The following is a 14,153-nucleotide window of genomic DNA, read 5'->3' on the forward strand; positions in this document are numbered from 1 at the left end:
AAGCGAGGTGAAAAAATGAAAAATATGAACAAACTTTTAGGTACACTACTTACCTTATTGATCGTAGGAGTTGCTAGCTGGCTGGGATTGGATTTAACTTCTGCCAATGATCCATCAGCACCTTCTTCTACTACGCAAGAACAGGTAACCCAACAGCATACACAAAACGGATTACCAACTAAAGAAGATCTAGCCCCTACTGGAAATAATTCTGGTCCAAAAGAATTCGGTCATGCGACTTTTTCAGCAGATGAGTTAAAAGACAACCAGAATGGTTGGATCACCTACCATTCTCTTGATCATCTTAATCGTCCTACAGGTGCGGACGCACTAATCAAGAAAAAAATGATCAATACTGGTACTAGTGCCAATCGAGAAATTCGTCCACCGGGTTTTGTTTCTGGTCCAAAATATGATCATTCGAGAGGACACTTGATTGCTAAACAATTTGGTGGAAGTGGTGATGAAAAAAAGAACTTAGTCACCCTTTATCAATTTCCCGTTAATGATCCGTACATGAATTATTATGAATTAGAAATTCGACAAGCACTTAACAAAGGAGAAACCGTTCGCTATCGTGTCACACCAAACTACACAAAAAATGAATTGATTCCAGAAAGTATAACACTTGAAGCCCAAGGACTAAGTCCAAATACAACGATCAACTTCAAAGTTGAAATTCCAAATCAGAAGTAGGTGATTCTATGTTTGAAATTCTGCACGATCAAACGTTAACTAAAACGATCGCATGGCTTCAAGAAGAAAAAGTCGAAACGATTGGTGAATTAGTGCTTTTCCCATCGACGGACTATCTGAAAAAAAGTCTAGCTGCAACACCATCTGCTTTAACGATAACTCCCACTGAATATCAGCAGATGCTCGACCATTACGAATTAGTTGCTCGCACAATTGATGGTGATTATCTCTTAGCAAGTGAGCAAGAAGTAATCATGATTCCACATTCTCATATCAAAGAAGATATTTCGTATTACTACAATACATTTTCTTCTCTCATAATAAAGTATGCGCATTCTAAAAATTCGATCGAAACTTTTTTCAAAAAATAAATGTTCCAAATGAAAACTACACAAAAAAAGGTGAAGCAAAACGTAAATACGCTTTGTTTCACCTTTTGATTTTTCTTAAAAGATTTTATGCGTGGTAACGTTCCACACCATCTAAATAAGTTGCTTCAAGTGACATATCAGGATTCAATACGATAAAGTCTGCATCGCGTCCTTGAGCGATTTTCCCACAAGAATCATCAATCTTACAGCTGATTGCTGGTACTAAACTAGCCATCATAACTGCTTGTTCTGGTGTTGCGATTCCCCAGTCAACAACGTTTTTGATTGCTTCTTTTAGCTGTAAAATACTACCAGCTAAGTTGCCTGATTCTAAACGAGCTGTCCCTTCTGCTACAACTACGGGGAATTCTCCTAGATTGTAATTTCCATCTGGCATTCCGCCTGCCATCATACAGTCAGTAATCAACGCAACGTGGTCGTGACCTGCTTTTTCCATCAAAATTTCAGCAGCATTTGGATGAACATGATGTCCATCACAAATTAGTTCTGAGAAGACATGTTCTAAGGATAACAATGCACCCACCATACCCGGTTCACGGTGATTCAATCCGCGCATTCCGTTGTAAGCATGAACGAAAACACTAGCTCCTGCTTCTACTGCTTTTTGAGCCTCATCAATTGTTGCGTTACTGTGGCCTAACGAAACAACAACCCCTTCATCTGTTACTTGTTTAACAAAATCTTCTACACCATGGCGTTCAGGTGCTAAAGCGATTTTTTTAATTAATCCACCTGAAGCTTCTTGCCATTCATGGAAAGTATTCAAGTCTGGATCACCAAAGTAGCTAGGGTTTTGGGCACCTTTATGTTCTTCTGTGAAGAAAGGACCTTCAAAATAAATTCCTTTGATTTTGGCTCCTGGCGCTTCTTGGTACATTTTTCCGATTGTTTCTGCTACATCTTTCAAGCGTTCTTTACTTGAAGTCAAGGTTGTTGGTAAGAAAGAAGTTACTCCACAAGATAATAATCCCTCAGACATAACTTTGATACCTTCAGCATCATTATCCATTACGTCGTGATTCATGTAACCATGAATGTGTGTATCAACTAAACCAGGTGCAATCCATTTACCACTTTGATCAATTACTTTTGCTTCTCCATCTGGCAATTCTTGTGAATATACACCAAATAGTCCATCCGTAATTTCTAGGTAACCGGCATTTTTTACACCTGACGATAAAAAGAATTTGTCAGCATAAATAAAAGTTCTCATTCTAACTCGCTCCTTTGATTTTCTACCCTTAAGGTACTCTTATTTCTATCAAAAGTCAATAATGGTCTACACCATTTATGAGTTTTTTGAAATCTTCCGGACAGCTTGCGCCAGTTCTTCATAAAAAGCTGCTTTTTGTGGTTCATTTTTCTTTTTATAAATCAAACTTTTTAGTGCAAACAAATCATTTAAAAAGTAATAACTGTTTTTTTCTTGGGTCCAACGAATGCCTCGATTAACATGCTCAAGTGCCGCATCAATTTCTCCTTGCTGAAATAAAAATGTGCCATAGTTATAAAAGATTTGTGACAGTTCACTTTTGACACGTGTCTCAATTGATTGTTGAAAAAGTTGGATACTTTTACTCAAATAATAGCGTGCTTCCGTTGGCCTTCCTGCAACTCCATAGATTTTACCAATTGCACTAATCAACTGAACTTCCGTATCAGAAACATACACACGGTCACTATGACTTGAATAAGTCAATGCTTCTTTTAGGTAGCAGACTGCTTGGGAAATATTTTTTGCTAAATAAAATTCACATACACCTAAATAGTAATAGTAACGTTGGTAATCAGCATCTGAATAAAGGTTGCTTTTGACTTCATCATTTTTCAAAAGCTGTGCTAATTTGCGATAGTCACGCCTTTGAAAGTAAAAATCTAATAAGTCTAACTGTTGTAAATTTTTACGAATATCTCCATGGGACAATGTCATCACATGATCAATGGTCACACCCAGCCGTTGACAAATTTGTGCCATTACCAGAACATTTGGCAATTCTTCATTATTTTCAATTCTGCTTAAAACACTTTGAGAACAAATACCTTGAGAAAGCATTTTTTGTGTCATGTTTCGTTCTTTTCTTATTGTCTTGATAATTGTCCCAAAGGAATCGACAAACGTTTCCATTATGTATCCTCCCAAAAATATGCGCGTTCGCATGATATCAGTATTTTACTTTACGAATGAGTAAACTTCAAGAAAAGGGCTGTTTCATCTTTTCTTGGGAAAGAAAATTACTCACCCATCTTTTGCTAACTTTTTTCACAACAAAGAAAAAGCTGCGACATTTTCAATGCCACAGACTTTTCTATACTGTTTGGCTAGCAAAACAATTTACTAAGAATTGTCATTATTTTTGTTGATAAGTCGTCAAAAATTCTCGCATTTTCCCAGCCATGACCTTCAAATCATCTAATTTTGGTAAATAAACGATTCGGAAATGGTCTGGTTGGTGCCAATTGAATCCGCCACCGTGAACAAGCAAAATATGGTGTTCATGCAAGAAATCAAGTACAAACTTTTCATCATCAAAAATATTAAAACGTTTTGTATCAATTTTTGGAAAAATATAAAATGCTGCTTTAGGCTTCACTGCTGATAAGCCCGGAATATCATTGATTGCATTGTAGACATATTCTCTTTGTTCGTAAATTCGACCACCAGGTAGCAATAATTCATCTACGCTTTGATAACCACCCAAAGCAGTTTGAACGATTTGCTGAGACAAGACATTGGAACACAAGCGCATTGAAGATAGCATATTTAAGCCTTCAATATACCCTTGAACTCGCGATTTGTCTCCACTAAGTACCATCCATCCTACGCGAAAACCTGCTACTCGATGGGATTTTGAAAGACCATTTAACGTCACAACAAATAAATCTGGCGCTAAAGTCGCAATGGGGATATGTTCTAATCCATCCATCACTAAACGATCGTAAATTTCATCTGAATAAATGATTAAATCATTTTGACGAGCAATCTCGACAATCTCTTCTAACAGCTCTTTGGGATAAAGAGCGCCAGTTGGGTTATTTGGATTGATAATCACGATTGCTTTCGTGCGGCTAGTGATTTTGGCTTTGATGTCTGCAATATCCGGATACCATTCCGCTTCTTCATCACAAATATAGTGCACTGGATTTCCTCCTGCAAGTGCAATGGATGCTGTCCATAAAGGATAATCTGGCATTGGTACTAACACTTCATCACCATTATCTAACAATCCTTGCATACACATAGAAATCAATTCACTGACACCATTACCTGTATAAATGTCATTAATCGTGACATTAGGAAATTTTTTTAATTGACAATATTGTTGAATCGCTTTTCTTGCAGAAAAAATTCCTTTTGAATCAGAATACCCCTCTGACTCACGCACATTCATAATCAAGTCACGAATTACTTCATTGGGTGCTTCAAAACCAAATGGTGCAGGATTTCCTGTGTTCAATTTCAAGATGCTGATTCCTTCTTCTTGCATGCGGTCTGCTTCTTCAAGAACTGGGCCACGTACATCATAGCTGACACCTTCTAATTTGTTGGACTTTTCAAATTCTCTCATCTTCTTCGATCCCTCATTTCAAAAAGTTAGAAACTTCTGACTATATCATCGATAGTTATTTACCAAGTTATCCAATATCATACTCTATCACGTATAAATATACCAGCAAATTTCAAGAAATCCACTTTATAAACTTTGATCTTTTTAGTCATTCTTCTTTTTATTTTGTCGATAATCATTCCACAAATTAGCGCCCCAATCCATTGCCACACCGCAAATAACTCCAAGCATTAAGCCAAATAAAAGATTTCCTTTTGCTAGCCCAATTAAAAGTCCGGCTATCATTCCTAGTCCAGAAAACTCACCATCATATTTTTCCATTTGCTTTCCACTACTTTCTATCTTGACATCTGATGCAATCATCGCTATGATTATTTTGTTATTTATTTTGCAGACGTGATGGAACGGCAGACATGCAAGATTGAGGGTCTTGTGAGCATTTGCTCGTGTGGGTTCAAATCCCATCGTCTGCATCACTGAGAGATGGATCTTTGTGGATCCGTCTTTTTTATTATATAGCAAAAGCAACAAGAAAAGGTCGCGCCAGCATATTGGTGCGTTCTTTTCTTGTTGCTTTTTTCAACTATTTTCTTTAGCTTCGTAATCCTCGACCCTTTTCGATTAAATACCAGCAGACACTATAAAGGACAGCAATAAACACAATCAAAATGAAAATTGAAAAGATGATCGGCACGTCAATCGTTCCAAGAAATCCGTAACGAAACCCTGATATCATATACACAATCGGATTGATTTTTGAAACAGCTTGCCAAACAGGTGGTAACATCGAAATTGAATAAAAGACACCACCGAGATAAGTCAAGGGTTGCAGCACAAACGTCGGCACGATTGAAACATCATCATAAGACTTAGCAAAAATACCATTAAGTAAACCTGCCAATGAAAATAAAATAGCTGTCATCAGTAACGTGAGTACGACCATGGTCCATGAATAAACATGTAGTGGAACAAAAAAGAGCGAAATAATTGTTACCAATGTCCCAACTAAGACACTACGACCCAAACCACCAATGACAAATCCCCATATAATCACATGTGTAGGCACAGGTGCTACTAATAATTCCTCAATATTTTTTTGGAACTTTTGCGAAAAGAAAGAAGAAGAAACATTCGCATAAGAACTAGTGATTGCAGACATCATGATCAGACCTGGCACAATGAATTCCATGTAAGAAAATCCACCCATCTCACCAATTCGTCCACCAATCATTTTCCCAAAAATAATAAAATATAAAGAAGTCGTGATAACTGGTGGTACCAACGTCTGAACCCAGATACGCAAATAGCGATTTGTCTCTTTGACTGCTAAACTTTTAAGCGCAGTTAAATATAAATTAAACATTTTTTTCCTCCACATGACCATTTTCTTCTGTAATTTTCAAGAACAATTCTTCTAGACGATTGGATTTATTCCGCATTGAGAGTACCTTGATACCATTTTTTGTCAATTGTTCAAAGATTCCATTCACCCCTTGATTACGCTCGACCTCAACTGCAAGTGTTTGATCATCTTCCCAAAAATGCTTGTAGCCTAACAATTCAAATGAATTGGTATGTGGTTCTAAATCAAAAATAAAAGTTTCATATTGTAATTTTGATAACAAATTTTTCATACTAGTATTTTCAATCAATTCTCCTGCTTGAATGATTCCAATATTTCGGCAAAGCATTTCTGCTTCTTCCAGATAGTGGGTCGTCAAGATAATTGTCGTTCCATGTTCATTTAATTCTCGCAAAAATGTCCACATTTCTCGTCTTAGTTCAATGTCAACTCCGGCTGTTGGCTCATCAAGAATAAGTAAACGAGGTTCATGCATCAACGCGCGCGCAATCATTAATCGTCGTTTCATTCCTCCAGAAAGCATCCGCGCACGAACATTTCGTTTTTCCCATAAGTTTGATTGTTTTAAATATTTTTCACTTCGTTTCAAGGCTTCTTGCCTCGAAACACCATAGTATCCTGCTTGATTGACAACGATTTGTTGCACTGTTTCAAACGGATTGAAATTAAACTCTTGAGGGACTAATCCTATTTGTTGTTTGGCGCGCACTAAGTCAGTATCAAGGTCATAACCAAAAACACTTACTTTTCCAGAAGTTTTATTGACTAATGAAGTAATAATACCAATCGTCGTAGACTTACCGGCACCATTTGGCCCTAGTAGGGCATAAAAATCTCCTTCTTCTACAGCTAGGTCAATACCTCTTAAGGCTTCAACACCTGTTGCATATACTTTTTTTAATTTGTTTATTTCTAACGCATAAGTCATGAATTTTCTCCCTGTAAATTGAATTTTCTTCTCTCAAAAGAAGTGCATGTGATTCAGTGATCGTTTTGTTTAGTTGGATCAAACGAGTACAATCAACGAACAAAATAATTTTAGCTTGCTATGATTACGCATCTATTTATGTGTTAGTTAGGAAAGAGGTCCTGCATTGCTTTTAATAACTCTGAAGTCTCTTCTTTTTTCAAAAAATAATAATGCCACTTACGATCCTTCTCAACTGAAACGATTCCTACAGACTCTAAAACTTTCATGTGGTGTGAAAGAGTTGGTTGTGTAAAATCAAAATGATCTAGAACTTCACATGCGCACATTGGCCCCATTGAAAGTAGTTCAATAATTTTAATTCGATTAGGTTCAGCTAATGCTTTAAACATTTTTGACATTTGCTCATGATTCATTTCCTTTTCTCCTTTGCTAACAACTACTTTAACCAAACATCGCTAAATCATATACATTGATAACCATCTATGTATTATCTCTGTTTTTTTCTTTTACGTCAATCTCATTGATTCAAAAAGAACTAAAAAAGTTACAAGAAACATCGAAATGTTTCTTGTAACTTCTTAATCAAACTTATTTTGTTTCGCGGTGCAAAGTAACTTTGCGTTCGCGTGGGCAATATTTTTGTTTTTCCAAACGATCTGGATTGTTACGTTTGTTTTTGCTTGTTAGGTAGTTACGTTCTTTACAAGAAGTACATTCTAATGTGATGTTTACGCGCATGATTTTCCCTCCCATACTACTAGAATCCTCTAAGATGACTCTCAGACTTGATAATTTTACCATGATTGTTATGAGAAATCTACCCTTTTATGTCAATTTGTTAAGTAGTTTTACTTGACGTTTTTTCATTTCAACTATTATTTATTGATTAAATCCAGTTTATTTTAGTCATTTTTTTATTTTGACAAGTAGTTTCACTTGAAAAAACTATTTCAAAAGAAACAGCCAAACCAGTTTAAAACTGATTTGACTGTTTCCAAAATAAGTTATTTTGCTAGATACATATCATAATATGCGTCTGTGATTTCTTTAGCTATTGTTAAATTCATGTGGTCCTTTTCATCTGTTAAGTTTGGTAAAACCACGCTGATTGCGATTTCCGGATTATCCGTTGGGCCATAAGCTACGATATTACTATTGACGGTAGTGATGTCAGGATGCCCTTCTGCAATCGTTTCTGCCGTACCAGTCTTTGCTGATAGATCCATTTTTGCACCAGCTAATGGTTTTGCAGTGGTGTAACCATCTGTTCCATGAACTACTTGATGGAAACCTTCGCGAAGAATTGCCATATTTTCTGGTGAAATAGTGACTTCATTTTTAACAGTTGTTTCGATTTTTTTCTTTTGTTCACCTAAGTTCCCATTCTCATCATTTCCGTAAATCCCAGAAACGATATGCGGTTGGATTCTTTTCCCACCGTTGGCAACAGTTGAAGCATATTGTGCTAATTGGATTGGTGTATACGTATCAAACTGACCAAATGCTAAATCGGTAAAGTTACCAGATGTGTACCACTCACCATCATTATCTTTGTTGAATTTTTTCATGAAGTCAACTGAACGAGAAATCCCAGCTGATTCATTTGGCAAATCAATCCCTGTCGTTGTTCCCAATCCGAATTCTTTAAATGAAGTTCGTAATTCATCGTAAGCTTTTGCTTCTTCGTCAAGACCAGGAAGCCCCATATTTGGTGTGTATTCCAATCCTAACATTTTTAAAGCTACTTTGATCATATACGTATTTGATGACAACTCTAGTGCTTTTACTGCATTTAGTGCAACTTGACCACTTCTATTAAAGACAGAACTTTTTTCAGCCGAACCTTGTAATTGAATTGGTTCGTCGATTAAGACTTGGTTTCCACTAATTACACCTGTCTTCCAGCCAGCTGCTAATGTTCCTGCTTTGACTACAGATCCTGGAGTAAACGCGTTGGTGATCGTTCCCAGTGCATTCTCAGTGATTTCTCCTGAATTTTCTTCATGGCTAAAGCCAGCCAATGCTAATACTTCCCCAGTTTGTGGATTCATTGCAACGGCATATGCACCTGGAGAATATTTGGCTTTGCCATTATCAACTAAAGCTTGGAAGTTTCGTTTTAAAATTTCATCGACTTTATTCTGAAATTCTGCATCAATCGATAATTTTAAATTAGAGCCTTTTTCGCCTGCAAAAATTTCTTTTTGACTTGAAACATTTCCTTCGTTATCTAATTTTACTTCATATTGTGTTTTTGTTCCTTGTAGCACATCTTCATATTGTTTTTCTAAATAACTTTGACCAACACGATCATTTCGTGAATAGCCTTTTGCTAAATAAGCATCGATTTCGTCGGCAGGGAGTCCTTGTTTCTCTGTTGTTACACTACCCAAGATACTTTTCATTGAATCGGCAGCTAAGTATTCACGCGTCCAATCGACACCCGTTGAAACTCCAGGCAATTCTGAAGCATTTTCGGCAACTACCGCTAATTCACGATCTGTTACACCAGAATTTTTGATATACACTGTATTTAACTCGTACGCGCTGTTCATCCGTTTAAAGATGGTTGCCATCTTCAATTGTTCTTCATCGAAATTGATTTCTTCATCGGTTACTTTCTCCACTGTTGCTGCATATTGTTTGCTATTATCTAGTTGCTTTTCAGCAGAAGAAAGACGCTTCGTTGCTTCCGCTAAATGATCAGCGTCTGCTAACCAAAAGTCTTTTTTGTCACGAGCCGTCAGGGAGTCATCAACTGGAACATCAATTAGTTCATTCAATTTTTTCGTTAATTTCAATAAGTCCGTGGACGTCATCTGTGAACCTCGAGTAAAGGTAATTGCCTGATTTGCTTGATTTTTGACTAAGGCTTTGCCAGTAGCATCATAAATCATGCCACGAGGTGAACTTTCTTGAACAGTAATTGTGGAAGAAGATTTAACTTTAGCTTCCATCGTTTCACCATCAACGATTTGTAAATAACCCAATCTAGCAATCAATGCTACGAATAACGTAAATATAATAAAGAAAAGAACATTTAAACGAAAAGGGACATGGGAACGCCGATAAGGTTTATTCCTCGGTTCTTGTGTTCCCTTTTTTAACTTGTCAAACCAAGAATTATTTTTTATTTTTTTCATAAAATCTTTCATTATTTCCTATCCTTCCCGCATACTTACATTCACGAAAAATTATAACCAAAAAAGTATGAATAACAAAGAAAAAATCATCAGTTGATGAAATTCTTTAACGAAATTCAAGATACCAGAATTCTTTTGTTTCACAACAGGCGAAACATAGTCAAGAAACCTTGACTAAAAACTCATAATTTTAAGTGTTTTTTTGAAAACAACGTTTCCTATCCTTGTGAAACATCTTCAAAAAAATCAACACTGTGGAAAACTTTCTCCACACAAATTTCCTTCTTCACAAAAAAAATCAATTTTTTTACATCACCTATTTAAAATACTGCTGAATAGCTTCACGTGTTTGAGCCACTTTTTCGCTTAAATATTCATTTTTTGCCATGTAAAAATAAAAAATGATATCAACTGTCGCAAACTGTGCCAACAGCGAGTTTGTAGCCGCACTTCGATTCGTGATTTCTTTAGGTCGAGAAGTTTGAACAGTCACATCTGCTAATTTACTTAATGGATTGTTTCCAAATTGAGTTAATACGATTACTTCGATGTTCAATGATTTGGCTAATTCCCCCAGAGCGACAACATCCGCACTTTTTCCCGAATTTGAAACGAGCCAAAGGACTTTTTTTTGTTCGTTGCTGACTAATTGAGGTAGTAACACATGGATATCTTTTTCAAAGATAATTGGTTTACCCACTCGCGACCACTTTTGTAAAATGTCTTCGACAACCAAAGAAGAAGCGCCCACGCCATAAAGAAAAACGGTTTCTGCTTCTTCTAAGCTCTGGACAACTGTTCGAATGGTCTCTTCTTCCAAAATGTCGACTGTTTCTTTGATCGCCACTTGTGCATTGTTTCCCAGTTTATTTTTGATCGAATAAAAAGATTCATTTGGTTCAATGTCACTAAAGCCTTCAACTAGTCCTGTTTGTAATTCTGTCGAAACAGTGATTTTGAAATCTGTTAGACTTTGAAAGCCAATTTTTTTCGAAAAACGGACAACTGTCGGTGCACTTGATCCAGCTGCTTCTGCTAAATCATTTGCAGTCATTGTTGGAACTTTTTCTACATGATCGATAATATAATTTGCCAGTTTCCTTTCCGCAGAGGAATATTCTTCCATCATACTTTCGATACGACTAATTACACTCATAAGTCACCATCCATTTAATTAGAGTCACTTTAGTATAACATACGAAAATTTTTTTCATTTGATTCTATCAATAAAAAATTAGTTAATTTATTCGTAAAATTCAAAATAAAAAAGCTAGGACACTTACGCATCCTAGCCTACCTTTGCAAAATATTTAGCCTTCGCGACTGTAGTTTTTCACTTCAGCAGCCATTGCATCAATAAAGATATTTAAGTCTTCGACAGAAGTTTCTTTACTTCCATAACGACGAACGTTAACAGTTGCGTCATCCATTTCTTTGTCTCCAACAACTAATTGATAAGGAATTTTTTGTGTTTGTGAAGCACGAATTTTGTAACCCATTTTTTCATTACGATCATCAACTTCCACGCGTAAGCCTTTCATTTGAAGACGTTCTTTGATTTCATACGCATAATCCCCATGTGCTTCGACAGAAACAGGGATAATTGTTGCTTGAATTGGTGCTAGCCAAGTTGGAAATGCACCTTTGTAAACTTCTGTTAGATAAGCAACAAAACGTTCCATCGTTGAAACGATTCCACGGTGAATAACTACGGGACGATGTGTATTTTCACCATCTTCACCTACATAAGTTAAATCAAAACGTTCTGGCAACAAGAAATCTAATTGAATAGTTGACAATGTTTCTTCTGTTCCCAAAGCTGTTTTTACTTGAACATCTAGTTTTGGTCCGTAGAATGCTGCTTCGCCTTCTGCTTCAAAATATTCAAGTTCTAATTCATCCATTGCAGCTTTCAACATTTCTTGTGCCTTTTCCCACATTGCATCGTCATCAAAATATTTATCTGTATTATTTGGATCGCGATAACTTAGACGGAAACGATAGTCCGTGATGTTAAAGTCCGCATAGACAGCTACCATCAATTCAAGCGTGCGTTTGAATTCATCTTTGATTTGATCTGGACGTACAAAAGTATGACCATCATTCAATGTCATTTCACGTACACGTTGTAATCCTGAAAGTGCCCCAGATTTTTCATAGCGGTGCATCATCCCTAATTCAGCAATACGAATTGGTAATTCGCGATAAGAATGGATATTGTTTTTATAAACCATCATGTGGTGAGGACAGTTCATCGGACGTAATACTAGCATTTCGCCATCGCCCATATCCATTGGTGGGAACATGTCTTCTTGATAGTGATCCCAGTGTCCAGATGTTTTATAAAGTTCTACATCACCCATAATCGGTGTGTACACATGTTGGTAACCTAAACTAATTTCTTTGTCTACGATGTAACGTTCAATCGTACGTCTGATTGTTGCACCTTTTGGTAACCAGAATGGTAACCCTGAACCAACTTCAGGTGAAACCATAAATAAACCAAGTTCTTTCCCTAATTTACGGTGATCTCTTTCTTTTGCTTCTTCACGCAAGCGAATAAATTCTTTCAATTCTTTTTTGTCAAAGAATGCAGTTCCATAGACACGTTGCATCATATGATTATCTGAATTTCCGCGCCAGTAAGCACCTGCTACTGATAATAACTTGAATACTTGGATACGTCCTGTTGACGGAATGTGTGGGCCACGGCATAAATCAATGAATTCTCCTTGTTGATAAGCAGTAATCACTTCATCATCTGGCAATTCAGTGATCAATTCTACTTTATAAGGATCACTTGCAAAAATTTCTAGTGCTTCTTGTTTGGATAGCACACGGCGTTCGATTGGTAAGTTTTCTTTAACGATTTTCATCATTTCAGCTTCAATTGCTGGTAAATCTTCCGCTGTAACCGGGTTTTCACCATTGTCAGTATCGTAGTAAAATCCTGATTCGATCGCTGGTCCCACACCAAAATGGATAGTAGGATATAAACGGCGCATTGCTTGAGCCATCAAATGAGCAGCAGAATGACGAACTAATCCAAGTGCGTCTTCGTGATCAGGGGTCACAATTTCAATTGTTGCATCTTCTTCGATTGGACGGTCTAAGTCAACTAATTGACCGTTCACTTTACCTGCTAATGCTTTTTTAGCTAAACTTTTTGAGATGCTTTCAGCAATTGCCAAGGTTGTAATTCCAGCCTCGAACTCTTTGACTGCGCCATCTGGAAAAGTAATTTTTAACATAGAAATTCCTCCTTTGAATTTTGATTGACTCGATTCGACAAAAAAAGTCCTAGTATCTAAACAGATACTAGGACGAAAATTTCGTGGTTCCACCTAATTTTGAACACAAAAATGTGTTCCTCGAGCGTGTTAACGGTTCGACCGCCTTTGTTTCAACAAAGGTTTCGAAAGTGGTCATCCTTTGGTTTTCTTCTGGAAAAGTTTCAGCCTAGCTTTTCCTCTCTAATAGAAGACTCTCAAATTCAGTTGTCTTTCTCATCAATCAATTATGTGTTTATTTAACCACTAATATTTAGAAAAAGCAAGTGTGAAATCAGACTTATTTTTTCCATTCTCCATTTACACCATAAGTACCTTTTTTCATTTCATTGATAATGACATGGATATGCTCTTTTGGTGCATCTGTATTTTTATGAACTGCTTCAGTAATATCTTTCATCATATTTTCTAGTTGTTCTGGGCTACGACCTTCGACTAATTCAACATGAACAAACGGCATCTCCTTCACCCCCCTTCACAATAGTTCATTTCTTTCTTAAGATAAAAACAAAAATAGACATCATACAGCTTATGAACCTTCTACATTTGATTTTCAATGTAAATATCAATTTTTTAACTAGCTGACGTTGTTCTTTTCGTACTTTATATTAGCACAAAAACAAGATAGATTTTAATTGTTTCGATACATTTCTACGTAACAGATAAAACTTTCTAAATATAAAAAACAAGCAAGGTATATTGAATTTCAGTTTCACTTTTCGGAATAAACATATGTTGAAAACTAAAAATACAGCCGTACTTGATGGTCATC

Annotated in this window: 14 protein-coding genes, 1 tRNA gene and 1 other annotated feature; of the genes, 3 read left to right on the top strand and 12 right to left on the bottom strand. The window is 36.4% G+C overall.

Annotated elements, in window-relative coordinates:
- The first annotated feature begins 15 nt into the window (after positions 1-15).
- Positions 16-696, top strand: a complete 681-nt coding sequence (locus tag AC4BC3_RS07885) for a DNA/RNA non-specific endonuclease (protein WP_206909195.1) — start codon at positions 16-18, stop codon at positions 694-696.
- A gap of 8 nt (positions 697-704) precedes the next feature.
- Positions 705-1,067, top strand: coding sequence for a hypothetical protein (locus AC4BC3_RS07890; RefSeq protein WP_206909194.1), 363 nt, complete (start codon positions 705-707; stop codon positions 1,065-1,067).
- Between the two features lie 85 nt (positions 1,068-1,152).
- Here the strand turns inward: AC4BC3_RS07890 and nagA are convergent, their stop codons facing one another.
- The 4 genes from nagA to AC4BC3_RS07910 form a co-directional block, all read right to left on the bottom strand.
- Positions 1,153-2,301: an N-acetylglucosamine-6-phosphate deacetylase gene (nagA, locus tag AC4BC3_RS07895; protein ID WP_490466215.1), complete on the bottom strand. Its 1,149-nt coding sequence runs from the start codon at positions 2,299-2,301 to the stop codon at positions 1,153-1,155.
- A gap of 75 nt (positions 2,302-2,376) precedes the next feature.
- Positions 2,377-3,213 (bottom strand): helix-turn-helix domain-containing protein, encoded by an 837-nt coding sequence (locus AC4BC3_RS07900; RefSeq protein ID WP_206909189.1) that lies wholly within the window; start codon positions 3,211-3,213, stop codon positions 2,377-2,379.
- Positions 3,214-3,436: 223 nt separating this feature from the next.
- Positions 3,437-4,654: a pyridoxal phosphate-dependent aminotransferase gene (locus AC4BC3_RS07905; protein WP_206909187.1), complete on the bottom strand. Its 1,218-nt coding sequence runs from the start codon at positions 4,652-4,654 to the stop codon at positions 3,437-3,439.
- Between the two features lie 144 nt (positions 4,655-4,798).
- Positions 4,799-4,975 carry a hypothetical protein gene (locus AC4BC3_RS07910; RefSeq protein WP_490466216.1) on the bottom strand — a complete coding sequence of 59 codons (177 nt, stop codon included), beginning with the start codon at positions 4,973-4,975 and terminating at the stop codon, positions 4,799-4,801.
- 69 nt (positions 4,976-5,044) lie between these two features.
- Here AC4BC3_RS07910 and AC4BC3_RS07915 point away from each other — a divergent pair.
- Positions 5,045-5,127: transfer RNA gene (locus AC4BC3_RS07915), tRNA-Leu, on the top strand.
- 119 nt (positions 5,128-5,246) lie between these two features.
- Here the strand turns inward: AC4BC3_RS07915 and AC4BC3_RS07920 are convergent.
- The 8 genes from AC4BC3_RS07920 to thmT form a co-directional block, all read right to left on the bottom strand.
- Positions 5,247-6,017, bottom strand: coding sequence for an ABC transporter permease (locus AC4BC3_RS07920; protein ID WP_206909183.1), 771 nt, complete (start codon positions 6,015-6,017; stop codon positions 5,247-5,249).
- Entirely contained in the window at positions 6,010-6,945 is a 936-nt protein-coding gene (locus tag AC4BC3_RS07925; RefSeq protein ID WP_206909181.1) for an ABC transporter ATP-binding protein, read from the bottom strand. Before AC4BC3_RS07925 ends, AC4BC3_RS07920 begins: the two co-directional genes overlap by 8 nt.
- Before the next feature lie 143 nt (positions 6,946-7,088).
- A complete protein-coding gene (locus AC4BC3_RS07930) occupies positions 7,089-7,361 on the bottom strand; it encodes an ArsR/SmtB family transcription factor (protein WP_490466217.1) in 273 nt (90 codons plus the stop codon).
- A gap of 175 nt (positions 7,362-7,536) precedes the next feature.
- Positions 7,537-7,701 (bottom strand): 50S ribosomal protein L33, encoded by a 165-nt coding sequence (gene rpmG, locus AC4BC3_RS07935; RefSeq protein ID WP_002293909.1) that lies wholly within the window; start codon positions 7,699-7,701, stop codon positions 7,537-7,539.
- A 251-nt stretch (positions 7,702-7,952) separates the two neighbouring features.
- A complete protein-coding gene (locus tag AC4BC3_RS07940) occupies positions 7,953-10,106 on the bottom strand; it encodes a penicillin-binding transpeptidase domain-containing protein (RefSeq protein WP_206909304.1) in 2,154 nt (717 codons plus the stop codon).
- Positions 10,107-10,407: 301 nt separating this feature from the next.
- Positions 10,408-11,247, bottom strand: coding sequence for a MurR/RpiR family transcriptional regulator (locus tag AC4BC3_RS07945; protein WP_206899160.1), 840 nt, complete (start codon positions 11,245-11,247; stop codon positions 10,408-10,410).
- Positions 11,248-11,401: 154 nt separating this feature from the next.
- On the bottom strand, positions 11,402-13,342 hold the full coding sequence (thrS, locus tag AC4BC3_RS07950) for a threonine--tRNA ligase (RefSeq protein WP_490466218.1): 1,941 nt from the start codon (positions 13,340-13,342) through the stop codon (positions 11,402-11,404).
- Between the two features lie 65 nt (positions 13,343-13,407).
- Positions 13,408-13,610 (bottom strand) — a binding site (T-box leader).
- Positions 13,611-13,661: 51 nt separating this feature from the next.
- Positions 13,662-13,841 (bottom strand): 2-hydroxymuconate tautomerase, encoded by a 180-nt coding sequence (gene thmT, locus AC4BC3_RS07955; RefSeq protein ID WP_067480942.1) that lies wholly within the window; start codon positions 13,839-13,841, stop codon positions 13,662-13,664.
- Positions 13,842-14,153: the final 312 nt, after the last annotated feature.

The sequence above is a fragment of the Enterococcus sp. AAFC-DPL-6103 genome (assembly GCF_058216595.1).

Coding starts and splice junctions, on each gene's coding strand:
- thrS (WP_490466218.1), bottom strand. CDS start 13,342: ATGTTAAAAATTACTTTTCCAGATGGCGCAGTCAAAGAGTTCGAGGCT.
- AC4BC3_RS07920 (WP_206909183.1), bottom strand. CDS start 6,017: ATGTTTAATTTATATTTAACTGCGCTTAAAAGTTTAGCAGTCAAAGAG.
- AC4BC3_RS07930 (WP_490466217.1), bottom strand. CDS start 7,361: ATGAATCATGAGCAAATGTCAAAAATGTTTAAAGCATTAGCTGAACCT.
- AC4BC3_RS07905 (WP_206909187.1), bottom strand. CDS start 4,654: ATGAGAGAATTTGAAAAGTCCAACAAATTAGAAGGTGTCAGCTATGAT.
- AC4BC3_RS07945 (WP_206899160.1), bottom strand. CDS start 11,247: ATGAGTGTAATTAGTCGTATCGAAAGTATGATGGAAGAATATTCCTCT.
- thmT (WP_067480942.1), bottom strand. CDS start 13,841: ATGCCGTTTGTTCATGTTGAATTAGTCGAAGGTCGTAGCCCAGAACAA.
- AC4BC3_RS07885 (WP_206909195.1), top strand. CDS start 16: ATGAAAAATATGAACAAACTTTTAGGTACACTACTTACCTTATTGATC.
- AC4BC3_RS07890 (WP_206909194.1), top strand. CDS start 705: ATGTTTGAAATTCTGCACGATCAAACGTTAACTAAAACGATCGCATGG.
- rpmG (WP_002293909.1), bottom strand. CDS start 7,701: ATGGGAGGGAAAATCATGCGCGTAAACATCACATTAGAATGTACTTCT.
- AC4BC3_RS07910 (WP_490466216.1), bottom strand. CDS start 4,975: ATGGAAAAATATGATGGTGAGTTTTCTGGACTAGGAATGATAGCCGGA.
- AC4BC3_RS07925 (WP_206909181.1), bottom strand. CDS start 6,945: ATGACTTATGCGTTAGAAATAAACAAATTAAAAAAAGTATATGCAACA.
- nagA (WP_490466215.1), bottom strand. CDS start 2,301: ATGAGAACTTTTATTTATGCTGACAAATTCTTTTTATCGTCAGGTGTA.
- AC4BC3_RS07900 (WP_206909189.1), bottom strand. CDS start 3,213: ATGGAAACGTTTGTCGATTCCTTTGGGACAATTATCAAGACAATAAGA.